Annotated in this window: 13 protein-coding genes; 5 read left to right on the top strand and 8 right to left on the bottom strand. The window is 67.5% G+C overall.

Annotation, left to right across the window (positions count from 1 at the left end):
* The first annotated feature begins 6 nt into the window (after window positions 1-6).
* Entirely contained in the window at window positions 7-2,457 is a 2,451-nt protein-coding gene (locus ACWKV7_RS04265; protein ID WP_483856405.1) for a glycosyltransferase, read from the top strand.
* Window positions 2,458-2,504: 47 nt separating this feature from the next.
* Here the strand turns inward: ACWKV7_RS04265 and ACWKV7_RS04260 are convergent, their stop codons facing one another.
* The 8 genes from ACWKV7_RS04260 to ACWKV7_RS04225 all read right to left on the bottom strand — a co-directional run bounded on the left by ACWKV7_RS04260 (window position 2,505) and on the right by ACWKV7_RS04225 (window position 11,876).
* Window positions 2,505-4,382 carry a hypothetical protein gene (locus ACWKV7_RS04260; protein ID WP_483856404.1) on the bottom strand — a complete coding sequence of 626 codons (1,878 nt, stop codon included), beginning with the start codon at window positions 4,380-4,382 and terminating at the stop codon, window positions 2,505-2,507.
* Between the two features lie 36 nt (window positions 4,383-4,418).
* Window positions 4,419-5,303, bottom strand: a complete 885-nt coding sequence (locus ACWKV7_RS04255) for a shikimate dehydrogenase family protein (protein ID WP_483856403.1) — start codon at window positions 5,301-5,303, stop codon at window positions 4,419-4,421.
* Window positions 5,300-6,190 (bottom strand): 3-deoxy-7-phosphoheptulonate synthase, encoded by an 891-nt coding sequence (aroF, locus tag ACWKV7_RS04250; RefSeq protein WP_483856402.1) that lies wholly within the window; start codon window positions 6,188-6,190, stop codon window positions 5,300-5,302. Before aroF ends, ACWKV7_RS04255 begins: the two co-directional genes overlap by 4 nt.
* Before the next feature lie 70 nt (window positions 6,191-6,260).
* Window positions 6,261-7,316: a Gfo/Idh/MocA family protein gene (locus ACWKV7_RS04245; protein WP_483856401.1), complete on the bottom strand. Its 1,056-nt coding sequence runs from the start codon at window positions 7,314-7,316 to the stop codon at window positions 6,261-6,263.
* A 30-nt stretch (window positions 7,317-7,346) separates the two neighbouring features.
* Window positions 7,347-8,723: a glycosyltransferase gene (locus ACWKV7_RS04240; protein ID WP_483856400.1), complete on the bottom strand. Its 1,377-nt coding sequence runs from the start codon at window positions 8,721-8,723 to the stop codon at window positions 7,347-7,349.
* Window positions 8,720-9,454 carry an acylneuraminate cytidylyltransferase family protein gene (locus ACWKV7_RS04235; protein WP_483856399.1) on the bottom strand — a complete coding sequence of 245 codons (735 nt, stop codon included), beginning with the start codon at window positions 9,452-9,454 and terminating at the stop codon, window positions 8,720-8,722. The genes ACWKV7_RS04240 and ACWKV7_RS04235 overlap by 4 nt, the downstream gene beginning before the upstream one ends.
* A gap of 89 nt (window positions 9,455-9,543) precedes the next feature.
* Window positions 9,544-10,536, bottom strand: a complete 993-nt coding sequence (locus tag ACWKV7_RS04230; protein ID WP_483856398.1) for an NAD-dependent epimerase — start codon at window positions 10,534-10,536, stop codon at window positions 9,544-9,546.
* Window positions 10,533-11,876 (bottom strand): UDP-glucose dehydrogenase family protein, encoded by a 1,344-nt coding sequence (locus tag ACWKV7_RS04225; protein WP_483856397.1) that lies wholly within the window; start codon window positions 11,874-11,876, stop codon window positions 10,533-10,535. The genes ACWKV7_RS04230 and ACWKV7_RS04225 overlap by 4 nt, the downstream gene beginning before the upstream one ends.
* Before the next feature lie 999 nt (window positions 11,877-12,875).
* On the opposite strand from ACWKV7_RS04225, the gene ACWKV7_RS04220 reads away from it, so the two are divergent.
* From ACWKV7_RS04220 to ACWKV7_RS04205, 4 genes are read left to right on the top strand one after another with little or no spacing between them, the layout of a single operon-like run.
* The gene (locus tag ACWKV7_RS04220; RefSeq protein WP_483856396.1) at window positions 12,876-13,994 is read left to right on the top strand and encodes an AAA family ATPase; all 1,119 of its coding nucleotides are present in this window, start codon (window positions 12,876-12,878) and stop codon (window positions 13,992-13,994) included.
* The gene (locus ACWKV7_RS04215; RefSeq protein WP_483856395.1) at window positions 13,991-14,425 is read left to right on the top strand and encodes a bpX5 domain-containing protein; all 435 of its coding nucleotides are present in this window, start codon (window positions 13,991-13,993) and stop codon (window positions 14,423-14,425) included. Before ACWKV7_RS04220 ends, ACWKV7_RS04215 begins: the two co-directional genes overlap by 4 nt.
* Window positions 14,426-14,474: 49 nt before the next feature.
* The gene (locus tag ACWKV7_RS04210; RefSeq protein ID WP_483856394.1) at window positions 14,475-16,313 is read left to right on the top strand and encodes a hypothetical protein; all 1,839 of its coding nucleotides are present in this window, start codon (window positions 14,475-14,477) and stop codon (window positions 16,311-16,313) included.
* The gene (locus tag ACWKV7_RS04205; RefSeq protein ID WP_483856393.1) at window positions 16,306-19,251 is read left to right on the top strand and encodes a bpX6 domain-containing protein; all 2,946 of its coding nucleotides are present in this window, start codon (window positions 16,306-16,308) and stop codon (window positions 19,249-19,251) included. Before ACWKV7_RS04210 ends, ACWKV7_RS04205 begins: the two co-directional genes overlap by 8 nt.
* Window position 19,252 lies beyond the last annotated feature (1 nt).

Here is a 19,252-nt window from a genome sequence, read left to right as displayed (position 1 = left end):
GCGGCCATGAAGCGCCTCGGCATCGCGTTGCCTATGGGCCTGCCTGGCGGCGCTGGCGTCCAGGCGCTTGACCTGGCGCTGCAGATCGCCCTCAAGGGTTTGCGCCCGACCCTGCTCGACGTGGTCGGCCCCGTGGCGCTGGACCCGCTGCGCCAGCGCCTACTGGCGGCGGCTCTGGACGAATACGACGACAACCGCGCGCGCGTCGCGCGCAACCTGGGGCGACAATTGCCCTTCCCGGTACTGCATGCCCTGGGCGACCGGCTGAGCGCCGGCAGCTCCCTGGAGAAGACGCCGGGTCGGCCCGACATCGGCCTGGCCTTCTTCCGGCACTGCGACATTCCCACGGAAAATCTCCAGCGCGCGGCCGACCTGCCGCTGATCGTGGCCGCCTCGTCATGGCATGCCTGGGTGCTTCGCGAGCGCGGGCTCGGCAATGTGCTCAAGTGCCCGCCAGGTATCGATCCGGCGCTGTTTCACCCCGCGCCGCGCAGTGGCTTGTTCCATGAGCGCTTCGCGATCTTCTGCGGGGGCGCGCTGAGTTACCACAAGGGTTCAGACCTGGTTGTCGCGGCCTTTAGCATCTTCCATCAGAGGCACCCGGAGGCGCTGCTCGTCTGCTCCTGGGGCGAGCCGACCAGCCTGGGCGAACTGGCCGATTCGCCCCATCTCGACGGCGTTCCGGAACTGGCCGGCGACAGGCTGCGGCTGGCGCCCTGGCTGGCGCGCAACGGTATTGCAGCGGAGGCGGTGATCGACCTGGGCCGGGTGCCCCATGGCCAGATGCCGGGCATCCTGCGCGAATGCGACCTAGCGGTGTTTCCGGGGCGCGCGACGCACGGCACGCCGCGAATGGCGATGGAGGCCATGGCCTGCGGCCTGCCCAGTGTGCTGGCCGCCAACACCGGCCACCTCGACCTGCTGGGCGAGCATGTCTATGTGCTCAGGGAGCAGGGCGATCTCGCCTGCCTGAGCGGCGATCCCGGCAAGGCCGGCTGGGGCGAATGCGCGGTCGAGGAATTGCTGGCGGCGATGGAAAGCGCCTATAGCCGGCGCGGCGAGGCGCTGGCCAAGGGCAAGGCGGCGGCTCGCTTCATGGAGTCCTGGGACTCGGCCCGGCAGCTCGACCGCCTGCTGGCGGCGATCCGCCGGGCCGAGGCGGGGCAGCCGGTGCCCGCACCGCCGCTCAGCGAGGACTACGCCTGGGGGCTCTGCCTGCACCGAGGCAGGCGCTATGCCGAGGCGCTGGCCATCTACGACGGGATTCTCCAGCGCGTGCCCGGCCATGTCGGCGCGCGCATGGATCGCGGCCACGTGCGCCGCGAACTGGGCGATAGCGACGGGGCCGAAGCCGATTTCCGCACCCTGCTCGCCGCCCGGCCGGACCATCCCCAGGCCCTGCAGTGCCTGGGCAACCTCCTGCAGCGGAGGGGCAAGCTCGAGGAGGGCGCGGCCTGCTTCCGCCGCGCGCTGGAAACTGCGGACACCCCCTCGCTGCACTGGGACCTGGCCTGGTCCCTGCTCCTCATGGGGCGCTACCGCGACGCCTGGCCGCATTTCGAACACCGTCACGCGGCGCTGGGCCTGCGCACTCCCGGCCCGGACAAGCCGCGCTGGGACGGCCGGCCGGTGACCCAGGGCACCCTACTGGTGCTCGACGAACAGGGGCTGGGCGACACCCTGCAATTCCTCCGCTTCCTGCCGCGAATTCCGCGCGAGCCGGGCGGCCGGGTGATTTTCGCGGGCAAGCCGGCCACCCTCTCGGTGGTGCGCCGCATCCTGCCCGAAGGCGATGTGTTCGATTGGGACCGACCGCTGCCCCGCTCGCAGTCCTGGGTGCCGCTGATGTCCTTGCCGCAGAGTCTCGGCGTCATGGCGCCCGAGGACCTGTGCCCGCCGACGCCGGGCACGCTGGTCGAAGCCGAGCGCGTGGCCCGCTGGCGCTCCAGGGTGCGCGGCGGCGACGACCGGCCGGTGGTGGGACTGTGCTGGCGCGGCAACCCGGATTTTTCCGCGGACGCGGTGCGCTCGCCCGGACTGGCGCCACTCAGGCCGCTGCTGGCGGTGGCGGGGCTGCGCTTCGTCTCGCTGCAGCTCGGGCCGGGCCGCCGGGAAATCGCCGAACTCGGACTGGAAGGACTGCTCGACGATGTCGGTGGCGCCCTCGAAGCCGAGGGCGCCGACGTGCTCGACACCCTGGCGGTGCTGCAGAGCTGCGACCTGGTGGTGTCCTCCTGTACCTCAATCGTGCACATGGCCGGCATCGTCGGCCGGCCGGGATGGGTGCTGCTGAGCACGCGCCCGGACTGGCGCTGGATGACCGGCCGTGACGACAGCCCCTGGTACCCGACGCTCAGGCTGATCCGCCAGCGGACGCCAGGCGACTGGGCCGGCGTGGCCGAGGAGGTGGCGACGGCGTTGGCCGCCTGGGCCACGCCAGCTCAGCGCGACGACTAGCAGCCTGTTGACGTTTCGCCGGGGTTCGCGTCGAAACGTTTCAGATACTAGGCATCGCCCCGCGGCGCTAGCAGCCCTGCGGCCAGGGAGCGAAGCTGCGCGAGCGATGCCTCGCTGTCCATGACGAGCACCTGCTCCTGGCTGTCGCGCAAGGCGGCCATGCGGTCGGTGAATACGTTCAGGTACATCTGCCAATATTCCGGGCTGGTCGAGTGTCGCGCGAAGCGCTTGGCCGCCAGCAGCTCCTGCACCACCTGCTCGATATCCTGCTCGACGATCACCCAGGTGGCCTCAGGGTAGGCGCGGGCGAACAGCGGCCAGAGCAGCGCCAGCCGGAAGTCCTTCAAGCCCCAGGCGGTCTCGCCGTCCCAGCCCTGTTCACGCAGCGCGCGCTCGATCTGGAAGCGTAACCACGGGAAGGGAGGCAGGCGCTCGGGGCACGGGGGGAAGACCGTGCACTGCTCATTGGCACCGAGCGTGTTCAGCATGTTGAAGATCAGCCGGTTGCGCACCAGCGGATTGTCGCAGGCGTCGAGGGTCTCGGGCTCGTCATGCCGGGGAACGGAGCCGACCCAGAGACCCTGCTCCGCGAGCCGCCGCATCAGCCGTGACAGCCCGATGCCCGGCAAGCCGGTGACGAAGACGGGGCGCTCGGCTGGCCTGGCGCCGGGAGCGGGGGCCACAGTCGCGCGTGACTGCCATGCCTGCAATGCGGACTGGCTCCAGGCGTGCACCCGGTCATGCGACAGCGATGCCTTGGCGATGGTCGTGGCGCTCGGATAGATCGAGCGTGCATCCGACTCCCGACCCCATACCCAATGGGGCGTGCCGTGCATGATCGCCAGCAAGGGAATGTTGGCGCCGCCGGCCAGGTGCCAGTTGGCTCCGGCAACCGAAATCACCCCGGCCAGCTCGCGGACCAGGTCGAATGTCGCCAAGGCATCGGCGGTCAGGTCGAGAAACGGGGCCTGGATGTTCGGATGCGCCCGCAGAAAATGCCGCTCCTCGTCGGATAGGTCGTACTGAAGCACCAGGTAGTCGTGCTGTTTCGGCAGAAGCTCGACGAAGAACTGCAGCGGGATATGGCGTTCCTCCCGGCGATTCTGCGCCGAGCCGCCGCGCCAGCAAATGCCGAACAGGGGCCTGGAGTGGCGCGTGCGCAGCGGGGTGTCGAAAACCGCGCGGGGCGACAGCGACTGCGTGTTCAGCCAGGCGCGCTTGAGAAAGTCGACGGCCAGGATCGCCGGCTGGCCCTCGAACTCCGCCGCGTCGAGCCGGCTGTGGTAGCTGGCCTGAGGAAAATAGCGCGCGACCAGCCGCCGGTACTTGGGCATGCCGCAGAACCTGGACCGGGTATGCCGCTTCGATGCCTTGATATGGAGCAGGCTGATCAATACCTCGCCCATGCCCTGCTCGAGCACGATCACATCCGGGTCTTCGTCCGGGTCATCCGTCAGGTAGTGATAGCGCAGCGGCGTCATCAGGCTCTTCGGCGTATTAATGGCGCGATGGCGTTCCTGGTAGAAGTTGAAGCCGACCCTGTACTTGCCCTTCGACAAGCAGTGCAGGCCCAGGGTGTAGCGAAAGTCGGCCAGTTCGTTTTCGTTGTAGGCATGGGCGCGACGCAGGCGCCTGGCTGTCGCGTAGTCGCGCAGGCGCAGGCAGAGCCGGTAGCGGATCGTCGGATGGAAGCGGAAGTCGAGGCGGCGATTTAGGGTCCTGGCCTTGTCCAGATCGCCTATGCCATACAGCGCGCAGGTCAGGATGTAGAAGAAATATCGGGGCTGGCGCGTTTCGGGGAGGTCCCGCTCGCCGAGGCTCTGCAACGTCGACCACAGGGTAGAGAACTGTCCCTGGCCGAACAGTCGTTCTGCCGACTGGAAGTACTCGTCCCAGTCGTCCTGGGCGGATTCAGTCATGGCCATCCGGCTGCTCCGTCGGGCGCTGTTCGCATCGTTCGGTCATGCCTGGGCCGCCTCGCTCATAAGCAAGTCGATGACAGTTTCGCTGACCTCCGGATGGGCCAGCTGGAAGCCGCGCACCGCCTGCAGCAGGTTCATTCGTCCGCCGCCGCGGCGCACCACGCTGGCGGGCATGCTGTCGAGAAAGGCCGTGTCGGCCGGTTGATAGACCACATCGAAGGCCAGCCTCAGGCGCCGGGCGTGCCGGGCGAAATCCTCCGGTAAGGGGCTGGCGCCGACATGCTGCGGCGCCGAGCCGAGCACGGTGCCGTTGACCAGCACCGTGGCCTGCTCCAGCGCTTCGCCACAAGCCGCCGGTGCGATCAGCTCCACGCCCATCCAGCGAGCCAGTTCGGCCGCCTCGGGGTTGGCGAAGGCGCGGCTCGCCACCGTCACCTGCGCCACCAGGGGGCGCAGCGCATTGACCAGCGCCCTGGCCGCCCCGCCGAAGCCGAACACCAGCACCCTGTCCGTCGCCTCCAGACCGGCTTCCCGCAGCACCTGCACAGCCGCCAGGCCATCGGTGTTGGCGCCGTGCAGCTGCCCCCGGGCATCGCGCGACAAGGCATTCACCGCCCAGATGCCCAGGGCGCTCGGATCGAGGCGCTGCGCGCCCAGCCAGCGGGCGACGGCCTGCTTGTGCGGTACCGCCACCGCCCCGCCGACGAAGCCGGGCTGCTCGTTGAGCCAGTCCAGCAGGCTGGGCAACTGCGCGGCGCCGACATCGAACGGCAGCATGCGACAGTCGCGGCCCAGGGCCTGGTAGACCGCATTCCACAGCCGCGGCGAACGCGCGCCCTGGGAAGGCTGTGCGCCGATGATGGCGGCGAACTCGCCGGCCGGCAGCGCCAACGCGTTGTCGATGAACGGAATTCGTTCGCTCATTTCACCCGCCGCCCCACGGCGTGCGCGACCGCGTCCATTTCCTTCATCAGCGTGCCGAAGGCGGCGAAGTCGATGGGTTGCAGCGGGTCCACCGCGGCGTTGTCCGGATCGGGGTGCACCTCCAGCATCACCCCGTCGGCGCCCGCGGCGATCGAGGCCAGGGCCATGGGCTTGACCCAGGGCCGCCAGAAGGTGGCATGGCTGGGATCGGTCACCACCGGCAGGTGCGTCACCTCCTGGGCGGCGGGCACCACCTGCAGATCGAGCAGGAAGCGCGACGAGCTGCGGTGGGTATGGGCGGCGCTGACCCCGCGCTCGCAGAGGATCACCCGCGGGTTGCCTTCGATCAGGATGTACTCGGCCGCCCCCAGCCAGTCGCGCAACGAGCAGCCGAAGTGGCGCTTGAGCATGATCGGCTTGCCGGTCCGCGCAACGCGCGTCAGCAAGGGGAAGTTCTGCATGTTGCGCGCACCGATCTGGATGATGTCGGCCACCTCGGCGACCGCCTCGACGAAGCGCTCCTCCATCACCTCGGTGATGACCGGGATGCCCGCCTCTCCACGGGCGATCTTCAGCCAGGCCAGGCCGTCCTCGCGGGTCTCGGTGTACTTCTCCGAACGGTAGGGAAAGCTCAGCGGCTTGAACGCCCCACCGCGCAAAAAGTGCGCGCCGTGGGCCCTGACCGCCTTGGCCGTATCGACGATCAAGGCTTCGGATTCGACCATGTTCGGCCCGGCGAAGATCGGTATCAGCTCGCCACCGAATTCGACGCCCTGCACCTGGAAGCGCGAGCGATGCTCGGGGCTCTGCTTCGCCGCCAGGGGAAACTTGTCGAGCATGTCCTGCTCGGACACATCCTTGCCGGGGGCCTTGTTTTCAATAGGCATTGTGCTGCTCCACCCAAGTGTTCAAGCAAACTTCATCGAGCGCCGTGTCGGCGCCGACCGGGCATCCAGTCTAACGACGACCAAGCCTGGACGAGCGCGGATGGTCATCCATGCGCACCCAGCCACCGCACTCGACGCTCGCGTACAGGGCATGCACCAGGCGCAGGGTGCCCATGGCCGAGGCGATGGTGACATTCGGGGTGACGCCGTTCTCGAAGCTTGCGACCAGCTCGCGCAGGTATAGAGAGTGACTCAGGCCATAACCGTTCGGTACATCAAGGCTATATCGTTCTGCGACGGTCGCGTCTTCTGTCGTCGCCTCGACCAGCTCCCAGTGCTCGATCCTGTTCAGGGCTATGCCGCCCAACTGGATCTTGCCGCCCTCGCCGACCAGCGACAACGAGGCCTCGAAGTCCCGCGGCCGCGCGGCGGTGGTGGCCTCGATGGTGGCCAGGGCGCCGTTCTTGAAGCGCAGCACCGCCGCCAGGGTGTCCTCGGCCTCGAGGCGGTTCAGGCGATTCGCCGCAGTCGCACACAGGGCCTCGACCGGCCCGCAGAGCCACTGCAGGGCGTCGATGTGGTGGATGGCCTGCTGGTTGATCACCCCGCCATCCATGGCCCAGGTGCCATGCCAGCCGTCCTCGTAATAATCCTGCAGGCGGCACCATTGCAGGCGCACATTGGCCGTGACCAGGGTCTGCAAGCGCCCGGCCTCGACTGCCGCCTTGGCCGCGCGCAATGCCGGGTTCCAGCGGTTCTGGAACACCGTGGCGCAGAACAGGCCCTTCGCCGCGGCCATTTCCGCCAACGCCTCGGCCTCTTCCGGGGTCATGGTCACCGGCTTCTCGCAGACCACGTTCACGCCTCTGTCGAGAGCCAGCCGGGCATGCTCGAAGTGATCGCCCGATGGCGTCAGCACGAACAGCACATCGATCACGCTGGCATCCAGCATGCTGGCCGCCTCCTGGAAGGCCGGGCAGCCGAAGGCTTCGGCCAGGCGGGTCGCCTTGCCCAGGTCGATGTCGCATACGGCAACGATATCCAGTCCCTCGACCGGATCGAGTTCCAGCAACATCCTGCGGTAGTGCTCGGCTACGCGGCCGCAGCCCAACAAGGCGGCTCTCATGGTTCTGGTCTCCTGCACAGTTTCGCTGGGCTATTCGGCACGTTCGCGTTCCAGCAACGGCAGGCAGCGCAGCAGGTCTTCTGCCGTGCGAATCTCGACGCTGGCCAGCGGGTGGTGCACGTTGTGCAGGCCCACCCGTTCGCCGAACAGCACGCCCTGCCGGAGCAGCGCCGGCCGCACGACGCAGCCCAGGCCCAGCAGCCCCAGGTGGGCGCGCTCCTCGCTCAGCGCCCGTGGGGCGAAATCGAGCTTGCTGACCTGGCGCACGCCCTGCTCGCCGGCCAGCCAGAACGGCCGGCTCTCCGGCTTGGCTGCCAGCACCGTATCCAGGCCGTCATCCAGCGCCAGCGCGACCATCTCGTCGATCATCCCTGGATCGCGGAACGGGTGGGTTTCCTCGACGACCACGATCAGGTCGAAGATGCCGAGCGCCTTTTCCATCTCGTGCAGGCTGTAGGTCAGCACTTGCAGGATGTCGACATAGTCCTCCGACAGCGCCGCCTGGCGCAGGAACGGCACGCTGGCACCCTGTCGCCTCGCCAGTTCGGCGGTCTCCTCGCAGTCCGTGGAGACGACGACTTCCGTGATGGTTTTGCAGGCCTTCAGGTAATCGATGGTGCTGCCCAGCAGGCTGAGCCCGCCGGCCTGCAGCGACTGGCCGCGGACCGGCACGATGGCGGCCACGCGGATGGCGCCCTCGGCGAGCTTGGTGATGTGTGCGTGGGGCCCGTGCAGACCTTCCATGATGCGCACGACCTGCTGTGCGCGGGAGACGTTTCGATCCTGGTGAATGCCGTGGTAGTGATAGACGCTGGCGCTGGGTTCGTAGGCGATCTTCAGTCCGGCACGGATCACCTCGACGCCCCACACGCGATCCTCGATGTTGGTGACCTGCTCATCGAAGGGGAAGCGTTGCCAGGTTTCCCGGCGCAGGGCGCTGTTGGCGTTGTGAAAGAAGGAGTCCTTGACCTGTATCCGGCTGTCCAGGCCGAAGGTGATCGCCAGGTCGCGCTTGTCGGCGTCGGGGGTGAAGGACAAGGGCTCCTGCCGCCCGTAGACCCCGGCGATAGCTGGGTCCTCGAGCGGGGCAATCAGGTTGGCCAGCCAGTGCTCATCCACCGGAATGCAGTGGCCGGAAATGATCGCGATGATCTCGCCCTGGCTGGCCCGGATGCCGTCGTTGATGGCCTTGCCCGGCAGGAACTCGTCGATCTCGACCAGCTTCACCCCGTAGGGCCGTGCTCTGGCCACGGTATGGTCGGTGGAGCGGTTGTCCACCAGGATGATTTCGTAGTGGCTGTAGGTCTGCCTGGCGATGGCGTCCAGGCACAGGCCGATCCAGCGCTCCTCGTTCTTGGTGCGAACGATGATGGACACCAGCCGCTCGGCGGGGCGCACGGCGCTCACGACTGTCCTTCGGTGAACAACCGGATCCGCTCCGGGTGGTGCTCGGCAAGGTACTCGATGGCCTTTTCCGCCAGGAATAGATCGAAATCGCTGTGAATATCGATGGCCGTCTCGCTCAGGTCGTTGGCGATCAGGTGCACACGGTCGCCGATACGACGGCCCTCGCGCCAGAGCCGGGCCCGCGACGCACAGGCCAGCCCGGTGTCTTCCCGATAGGTCTTCTCCCTGACCTGTCGCGACGAGTAGTCGCGCATCCAGGGCAGGACGCGTGCCCAGCTCCCCGTCGCGGTCTTGTGCCAGTAGTTCTTGGTCGTCTGGTGCACGGCGAAGGCGCTTTCCAGCTCCGGGTTTTCAAGCAATGCCTCGACGGCCTGGGTGATCCAGGCCGGCTGGCGAAAGACATCCGTGGCGGTCAGGAATACGCAGATATCGAATCTCTCGCCGACATGCGCCTCGTAGGCCAGCAAGGCCTGTTGCAGGGTCGCCTCGGTGGTGGTCAGGTCTTCGGCGAACTCGGCAGGGCGCAGGAAGGGCACCTCGGCACCGGCCGCGCGGGCGCATTCGGCAATCTCGGCATCGTCGGTGCTGACCAGCACCCGATCGATTACCTTTGACGCCAGCGCTGCCTTGATCGGCCAACTGATCAGCGGCCGACTGGCCAACAGCTTGAGGTTCTTGCGCGGCAGGCCCTTCGAGCCGCCACGGGCGGGGATGATACAGATCGTTTTCACAGGTGATTCCACAACAGAGGCGGGTCAGCACTGGCGCTGCCGAGATCCGCAGTCTCGGGGATCATACTGCATCGTCGTACTGTCGCCACTCAGGCCTCATAGAAGTCGCGATACCAGCTGACGAAGCGGGACACCCCTTCCGGCAGCGAAATGCATGGCTCAAATCCGGTGCGCCGGGCGAAAGCGCTGACGTCTGCCCAGGTGTGCGGCACATCGCCCGGCTGCATGGGCTTCATCTGGCGGATGGCTTGGACGCCAGTGGCGGCCTCGATGCAGGCGACGAAATCCAGCAACCGCACCGGCTCGCCACGGCCGAGGTTGTAGAGCCGCGCCGGGGCGGCCCGGTGGGCCTCGTCGTGGTCGTCGGCATAGGGCGGCGGGCAGTCCTGAATGCGCAGGATGCCTTCGACGATGTCGTCGATGTAGGTGAAGTCGCGCGACATGTCGCCGGTGTTGTACAGCTCGATCGGCCGGCCTTCGAGAATCGCCTGGGTGAACTTGAACGGCGCCATGTCCGGCCGCCCCCAGGGGCCGTATACCGTGAATAGGCGCAGACCGGTGGTCGGCAGGCGATACAGATGGGAGTAGCTGTGCGCCATCAATTCGTTGGACCGCTTGGTTGCGGCATACAGCGAGACCGGCTGGTCAGCGGCATCCTCGGTGGAGAACGGCACCTTGGCATTCATGCCATAGACCGAGCTGCTGGAGGCATATACCAGATGCCCAACCCCATGTTTCCGGCAGGCTTCCAGCACATTGACGAAGCCGGTCAGGTTGGCGTCCGCATAGGCATGGGGGTTTTCCAACGAATGCCGTACGCCGGCCTGGGCGGCCAGGTGGATGACCCGCGCGAACCTGTGCCTGGCGAACAGCTCCTCCAGACACTCACGATCACTAATGTCCCCGCGCACGAAGCTGAAGCCCTGCAGGCCGGCGAGTTGGCGCAAGCGGGCCTGCTTGAGTTCGACGCTGTAATAGGCGTTGAGGTTGTCCAGGCCGACCACCTCGTGGCCGCTCTGGCACAGGCGCAGGGCGGTGTGGAAGCCGATGAAGCCGGCGGCCCCCGTCAGCAAAAACTTCATGGCGACGGGGCCCCGGAGACCCAGCGACCGATGGAGTAATAGGTCAGTCCTGCACGGGCCACCTGGGCGGGATCGAACAGGTTGCGCCCATCGAAGATCACCCGGTCGGCCAGGCACTCCCGGATCGAATCGAACTCGACCACGCGGAAATTGAGCCACTCGGTCAGCACCACCAGCGCGTCGGCGCCCTGCAAGGCGGCCTCCTTCGAGCCCATCAGCTGTAGATCGTCACGCGCGCCGTAGAGGCGCAGGGCCTCGTCGCACGCTTCGGGATCGAAGGCTTGCACCCTGGCGCCGGCCGCCCAGAGTCGCTCCATCAGCGTTCGGCTGGAGGCTTCGCGCATGTCGTCGGTATTGGCCTTGAAGGCTAACCCCCAGAGCGCGAAGGTCTTGCCCGCGAGGGCACCGCCATAGTGCTCGACGATGCGTTCGAACACCCGCTGCTTCTGCTGCAGGTTGACGGCCTCCACCGCTTCGAGCAACTGGGGCCGGTAGCCGGCATCCATGGCGCTGTGGCGCAGCGCCTGAAGATCCTTGGGCAGGCAGGAGCCGCCGAAGCCACTGCCCGCGTAGAGGTAGTGGTAGCCGATGCGCGAATCGGCACCGATCCCCTTGCGCACGCTCTCGATGTCGGCCCCCAGGCGCTCGGCCAGGTTGGCCATTTCATTGATGAAGGAAATCCGGGTGGCCAGCATGCAGTTGGCCGCGTACTTGGTCAGCTCGGCGCTGCGGCTGTCCATGACGATCAGCTTCTCGTGGTTGCGACTGAAGGGTTGGTACAGCTCGCGGAACAGGTCGACTCCCTGATCGTCGTCGATGCCGATGATGATGCGTTCCGGGCGCATGCAGTCCGCTACTGCCGAGCCTTCCCTGAGAAATTCCGGGTTGGCCACAACCCGCATGGCAAAGCCAACGCCACGCTGCTCCAGAGTTCGCTGCATGCGAGCCTTGATCAGCTGAACCGTGCCCACCGGCGAAGTCGACTTGTTGATCACCACCTTGGCTTCGCAGGCGTGTTCCGCAATGGCGTCGGCGACCGCGAACACATGGCGCAGATCGGCGCGGCCATCCTCGCCAGGCGGGGTTCCGACGGCAATGAACAGGGAAGCGGCGGAGGCCACCGCCTGCGCCAGGTTGGTGGTGAATGTCAGACGCCCGGTGGCGATATTGGCCGCCAGCAAGCCTTCGAGACCGGGCTCGTGGATGGGGCATCGTCCCTTGCCGAGCTGAGCGATACGCTGCTCATCGATATCGACGCAGCATACCTGATGGCCCACCTCTGCCAGACAGGCCGCCAGAGTGAGGCCGACGTACCCCGATCCAAAGATGGAAACAATCATTGTGGCTTCCTTACACGATTCAGCGGTCGTCTATCCGATCCGCCGGGCAAGAGCAGACCCTGGCAGGATCTCCGATGGCCGAACACGTTCTCGGAGAGATAGCGTCGAACTGGCCTGCCCCAAACTGGATACTCTTTCGGGGCCCAGGGATGCGGGAGCAGATTGTTAATCTTGCTGAAAATTGAACTAACAGCTGCGCTTCGCTCTTCTACGAGCCCGCGCCTTGAACCTCAATCCGGACTGCCTGCTACTCAATATCGGTTAGTTCCACGCGCAGATGCAAACCTCGAGAGGTGATGTTGATGGTGCGCTGGGAGGGCTCCAAGACTTGGAGAGAGTATTACAGCCTATCGTACAGGAACGGGATCCTTGGCTATGGCAGCTGAAAGTGCAGGCCATAGCCTTGCGGTTCTCGCCTGGCGAGCAGATTTTCAACGTCAATCGCTTCAGCAAGATGGGGACGAAAGGCCTGACCGCTCGCTTGATCAAGCATTGACAGCGCAGAAGATGCGTTTCTAACTGGTGCGCGAAAGCTGCAGGGGGAGCAACCTGCATGCAGCCATTCTTTGCGTTGCAATGTGTGATTCCACGTTGTTCCGTCGACCCAACCTGACTTGTAATCAGTAGGTCCCAGGTTCGACTCCTGGTGCCGGCACCATGAAATAAAAGACAAAGGCCCGCGGCGATGCGGGCCTTTGTCTGTTCGGCTCGGGCAATATGGGTGTGCAGCAGCGGCGGTGCTTTCGCTGCGTCACTCGCTGCACCGCCAGCCCGCCCCGCCACATCCGGCGCTTCCTCCATGGACCTACTGATTACAAGTCAGTCGGTCTCGCGAAATCCGGTAGGCGGGCCCACCTCCTCAGCCTGCAGCGGGCTGGTTGACAGCGTAGCCAGTTCCCACCTTGGATTGGCCAGCTCGGACGAGCGGCAAGGCCTGGCCCTTTGCTATCGCCAGGCGTTAGGGCAGAATCGCGCGCTTTGCACAGGGAAGAGCTGACCTTGATCGCCTCTATACAGAACGCCGCGCTTCGCATTCGTGAAGGCATTCGCCTCGCCACCGCCGGCCTCATCGGCAGGGACCAATTGGCGGAGCTGATTGTGCTTGCCGCCGTCGCCCAGGAGCATCTGCTGGTCGTGGGGCCGCCGGGTACCGCCAAGAGCGCGGTGGTCCGGCGCGTCGCCCAGGCCATGGGCGGGCGCTATTTCGAGTACTTGCTCGGGCGCTTCACCGAGCCGTCCGAGCTGTTCGGCCCGGTCGATCTGAAGAAGCTGCGCGAAGGCACGGTGGAAACCGATGTGAGCGGCATGCTGCCGGAGGCGGACATCGCCTTTCTCGACGAGGTTTTCCTCGGCTCCACCGCCATTCTCAATACCTTGCTAGGTGTGCTGAACGAGCGTCGCTTCCGGCGCGGCCATACGCAGATCGACTGCCCGCTGCGCGTCTGCGTGGGCGCGGCCAATGGGCTGCCCGAGGACGAGGCGCTGGCGGCGTTCGGCGACCGTTTCCTGCTGCACCTGTTCGTCGATTCGGTGCCCGACCATCAACTGGAAGCCATGCTGGCCGGCGGTTGGCAATCGGAGCGGCGTGCCATCGTCGAGCATGTCGGCCTGGGCCATCTGGATACCCTGGCTAGGGCCATGGCGGATGTGGATCTGGAGCTGGCCCGGCCGGCCCTGGCCAACGCCATCCGCCGGCTGCGCCAGGCCGGTGTGCAGTTGTCCGACCGGCGCATCGTCAAGTCGCAGCGGCTGATCGCCGCGGCGGCCCTGCTCGGCGGGCGCCTGCAGGCCAGCGAGGCGGACATCTGGCCGCTGCTGTATGTGCTGCCTACCAAGGAAGCGCAGCAGCACGGTCGGGAAATCCTGCGCGAGCTGTTTGCGCTGTCCAGCAACAGCAACCTGTTCAGTGCCGTGGAAGAGGCCACCTTGCAGCCGCTGTCGCGGGTCGGTCGCCTGGCCGAGGCGGCGCGCGGATGTCTGGACGGCGAGCATGTGCGCACGGCCGAGATCGAGGGCCTGTTGCGCGAGTTGGACGCCAACTTCTCGGCCGACAGCCTGCCGGAGCCGCTGGCGCCCTTGCGTGAGCGCCTGGTTGCCCGACTGTCCGCCGCGTTATGACCGCCACCTCTGCGCTGTCCTGGCAATGGCTGGCGCGTAGCGATGCGGAGCCCCAAGCCGCCGTGGCCTGGAGCGCGGCAGCACGCCGCCTGCACCAGCGCCTGGCACAGCTGGATGGCGATCAATACGCCGGCCTCCAGGCCACGGCCAACCGCGATGTGCTGGTGCTGCTGGGGCCCTCATCCGCGTTGCCCTGGGTCGACGGTATCGAGTACGCCGCGCCGTGCGAGCAGTGCCCGGAGCTCTGGCTGCCGACCCGCTGGCAGCCGAGCGTGCCGGGCGACCTGCTCGCCAAGACCCTGGCCGGTCGTTACGCCCGTACGCCGATGCTGCTGTGGAATCAGCCGGCTGCGGCGATCCCGCTCGACCGGCAGATGCCGCTCAGCCGCGCGTGGCTGGCCCGCGTCGAGGCGTTCTGGGCCGGGCGCTGAGCGTTGCGAATACGGCCGCGCCGCGGCCCCTCATCTTTCTAGGGCAACAATGGAATTACCCGACTCTCTGCAACCCTGGCGCGAATGGCTGGCCTGGTTCGCTCCCGAACTGGTTAGCGCCGTGGCCGATCTCCTGGGCCGTCTCCAGCCGCTGCTCGGCCCCCTGAATGGGGCAAGCCAGGGCGGCGAGCCGGAGCAGGATGGCCTGGGCGACCTGCAACGACGCGGGCCCTACGAGCGCCTGCTGGCCAGCGAATGGCTGCTCGCCGAAGAGCTGCCCGATGAATTCCTGCGCCGTGCCGCCGGAGGCGAGCATCTGTTCCTGGCGCCGCGCCACCGTGCCAGCCAGGCCAATCGGCTGATCGTCGCCCTGTTCGATGCCGGCCCCGGCCAGTTGGGCGCACCGCGCCTGGCGCATCTTGCGTTGCTGATCCTGCTCGCCCGGCGTGCCCGCGAGAGCGGCGGAGAACTGCGCTGGGGCATCGTGCAGGAGCCCGGTGTGCTGCATACCTTCGAAACCGCGGCGGATCTGCGCCTGTTGCTGCGCTCGCGCACCTATCGGGTTGCCCAGGCCGGCTGGCTCGCCTGGCAAGAGCATTGCGGGGAGCCGCTGGACGAGCCCGGCGAATGCTGGTTGATCGGCCAGCGCCTGCCTGCCGCGGCTCAGGAGCGCTCGGGCTTCACCCATGGTGTGCAGGTGTGCCGCAGTCTGGACAGCCAATCGCTCGAGCTGGAGCTGCTGTTGCCCACCGGCCGGCGCAGCGCCTGCCTGCCGCTGCCCCCCGACGCCTATGGCAAGCGCCTGCTGCTCGCGCAGTTCCAGAGCGAAGTGCCGGTGGAAATCAGCCAGACGCTGGAGGACCGGGTGTCCTTGACACTGCCGCCGGTGATTTCCAGCTCGGGCAGCCATATCGCGCTGCCGCTGCTGGAGGAGGCGGGGGTATTGGTCGTCAAGCTGCCGTCGCTGCAGAAGAAGAAAAAGGCCATGGAGATTCGCAAGAATCTCTGGACCACGGACAGCAGCCCGCTGGCGGTGACCTTTCTCGGCAAGTATGTCGGAGCGGTGCTCAGCAAGGGCTCGCAGTTGAGCTTCTGGCAGATGACCGGGTTCGGCCCGGTGCTGCGGCCCGCGCAGGAGAAGTTCAAGGCGCCACCAGGGCGCGCCGCCTTCCTGCAAAGCGCCTGGCTGCGCAATGGCCAGGCCGAGCGCCTCTACGCGCTCGACACGGCGGGGCAGTTGGTCTTCTGGGTGGGCACTCTGCGAACGCCGGCATACGGACCGGCGCCCGGCACGACCCATGTCCTGGCGGGCGGCGTGCTGGGGCTGGCCAAGATGGAAGGCGACCTGATGGTCTATCTGCGCGAGGAGCAGGGGCAGTTCTATCTGCACACCGCCACCCCCGAGAAGGAGGCCGCCTGCTACCGCCTGGGGGATGCCGGCGGGCAGGGCAAGGTATTGTTCGCTGGTGGCGGTCTCTGGCGGCGCCAGTTCGGTGCCTGCGCGGTGCTTGCCGAAGCGGGGGCGCAGGAGAAGTGGTGCCTGTTCACCGCATCGGCGGCCAATCGCGAGGTGCCGGACTCTAGCCTGGTGTGCCTGCCGACGGGCTGGAAGGCTGTCGGGTTGAACCACGACGTGCAGGGCCCGGTGTTTGCCTTGCTGGTGTTGTCGGCGAATCGGCAAACCCTCGGCGTGTTCAATGGCGAGCGCGTCGAGCCGCTGTTCAGCTGTGCGTCTGCCGTGGCCAAGGTGACGGTGTGCGCGGCAAGCGGCCTGGTGGCCATGCTCAGCGAGGCCCGCGAGGTGCTGGTCTACTCCGCCCGGGAACGCAGGTTGTGCCTGCAGTTGCACGGCAAGCACGGCATGAAACAAGGAGGCGCCGATGCGTGAACGCTATGCAGCCGACGTGCGTCGGCCCGTACTCTCGGGGCGGCGCGAGGTGTCCGGGTTGTGGTTTCCGGCCGACTGGTTCGCGGCGACATCGCGGGCGCGCCTGATCCTGGCGCATTGGCAGGCGGGGGCCAGCGCCTATCGCTTCGCCGAGGGCGATCTGCTGGTGTTCCCGGCGCCCCGGCAACTGTGCTGCGAGACGCTCGAGGGCTGGCCGCTGCTGCGGCACGGGCGCACGCTGTGCTCGGCGCTGCTGGAGGACGACGAGGCCCGATCACTGCCGCTGGCCGATCTCTGGCTGGTTCGCGCGGGTCGGGTCGAAGCGCTCGAGATCCGCCAGGCCCATCGGTTGGACCCGTCCACCTGGCTGGATATCGCACCCTACACGCTGCTCGATACCTACGATTGTCGGGAGCTGTTGCAGCCGGCCACGGTCGAGTACCTGCCGCCGCCGAAGGATCTCCGCGAGATTCTCGGCGACCGCGTGCCGCCCCCCAGCCCGCAGCGCGAGGAGTTCCTGCGTACCCTGCAGCAGCGCCCCCGGCCGACCGCCGAGCCGCCGCGCAAGCCGGCCGCAGCTGGATTCGATGTTGCGGGGTTCGCCCGGCCCTGGCTGAAGTGGCTGGCCATTATTGCGCTGGTGGGGTTGGCGATACAGTTGCTCGACTTCACCGCAAGCAGCGTTCCCGGTCCGTCGGCGGAGGCCGTCGCGCCCCGCGAGGCCCTCGGCTCCACGTCAGGCTGGCTGATTCCCACCCTGGCCCTGGGGTTCATCGGCGCCTTGACCGTCGGCATTCTGCTGAGCAGCCTGGGCCGGGCGCTGCGCACCGAACCGGTCGGTTGGAGTAGCGATGGGGCGGGGCAGAAGCAGACCCGGCCAGCCAGGCCGGAGCCGCCGAGCATCCCGCCGCGCCGGCAAGGTGCGCCCCAGGGGCCGCAATTCTGGCGCAAATGGCTGGCCTCGCTGGCGATTTCGTCGCAATTGAGCCGGGTGCTGAGTCGGCGCCAGGCTGCCTACATGCGGCGCATGTTCGAGCTGTTCGAGAAGGGCGACCTGGAGGAGGCGCTGCGTCACGCCATTCCGCTGGGCAAGGGCGATGACTCGCTGGGGCAGGCGTTCGGCACGCCGGGCAGGCGCCAGGATCTTTCCTTGAGCCGGCAGACCGGGCCGGCGGCGGCCATTTCCTTCTCCGAAGACGTCGACGACTACCTGCGCCAGCTCTATCGCCAGAGCTTCGAGCGGCTCGACCGGGAGGGGCGCATCGACGAAGCGGTGTTCGTCCTGGCGGAACTGCTGAATGCGCGCCAGGAAGCGCTCGACTACCTCGAAAAGCATCAACGCTATGCCCAGGCCGCCGATCTGGCGCTGGCCTGGGACATGCCTGCCGGGTCGATCGTGCGACTGCATTGCCTGGCGGGCGACTGGTCGCGCGCGTTGCTGGTCGCCCGGCGCGACAACGCCTTTGCCAGTGCCGTGCCCCTGCTGCAGCAACGCTGGCCGGACGTGGCCCAGCGCCTGCGCCTGGAGTGGGCGGAGATGCTCGCGACCCGCGGCGAATGGCTGGAGGCGGTGGAGGTCATCTGGAGCCTGCCCGCCCAGCGCGAGCGGGCCGGCGAGTGGCTGCTGCACGCCGAAGCGGCAGGCGGGCGCCTGGCCGCCGGCGCTCTGGTCAAACGGGCCATGCTGCTGCCCGATACCCTGCGCACCTATGCGGATGTGCTGACCGGCCTGCGTGACGATGTGCAGCTGTTCGCCGAGCGCCACGCCATGGCCAAGGCGCTGGTGATCACCCACGGCCAGACCAAGGCCCGCTCCGCCGACCAGGCCAAGGCCCTTGGCCTGTTGACGCGGGCCATCCTCGGCACGCTGTTGGAGGACCATGCCGACAGCCGCATCGCCCTGGACAAGAAAGACCTGCAGGCGCTGATCGCCCTGAGCCAGGACGCGTTACTGCAGGCCGACCTGCCGCCGTCGTCGCTGCCGCAGCCGCCTTGCGTGTCGTTGGAGGGGGTGAGCCCGGCCCTGCGTTGCCAGGCGCCCGAGCCCGGCCGCCATGGCATCGTCGACGCGGTACCGTTGCACGACGGGCGCACCCTGGTGGCACTGGGCGAGGCCGGCGTAACCGTGCTGGACCGCGACGGCCGGGTGCTGTTCCGCTTCGCCGTGCCGGGCCATCGCCTGGTGCTGGGGCAGAGCCGCCAGGTCGCCCTGGCGCTGGCCAGGCGCGACCAACTGTGGCGCGTCAGCAAGCTCGATCTGGTTAACCGCACGGCCAGCGACCTGGGCGTGCTGGCGATGGACTTCTTCGCCGACGAATTCGACGGCACCACCTGGACCATCGGCGCCGGGCAGCGCATCCGGGTGGTCGACGTGGAGCGGGAGTTCGCCACGGTCTGGCATGTCGGCGACCTGCCCGGCCCCTTGGCGGCCTTCCGTCGCAGCGCGCGCTTCGAACAGTGGCTGCTGGCGGACGGCCTGGGCGGCCTGGAGCTATGGGCCTATACCTTGCCCGAGCGCCGCCTGGCCCGGCGCCACAGTGTCGCTTCGCCGGCCGCCGGCAACCTGTGCAGCCTGCTCGACCCCAGCGGTGGCGTGGCGGACGTCATGCTGCGCGGTGGCGAAGCCGAGGGGGCACGCTCGCTGGTGCTGCAGGTGGACAATCAGACCCGCATACTGCCCCTGCCGGACGAGCCGGCGGAGGATCTGATCGTGCGCCTGGTGGACGGTTGGATCGTGCTGGGCCTGCCGCAGCAGGACGGAACCCAGTGGCGGCTGTTCCGCCGGACCGATTGCAAGCTCTGCGCGACCCTGGACTGGCCGGCCGGCGAGGTCGCGTCGCTGCGCGTCGTCGGTAGCGACTGGCTGTTCTTCGACGGCGGCGGTCGGCTGTTCCGTCTCGATGCCAGCGACTGCAGCAGCCGAGGGCTGAGCTACTGAA

The sequence above is a fragment of the Zestomonas ipomoeae genome, from assembly GCF_057128665.1.
The sequence above is the reverse complement of the archived record's forward strand: the minus strand, read 5'-3'. Positions and strand labels throughout refer to the sequence as shown.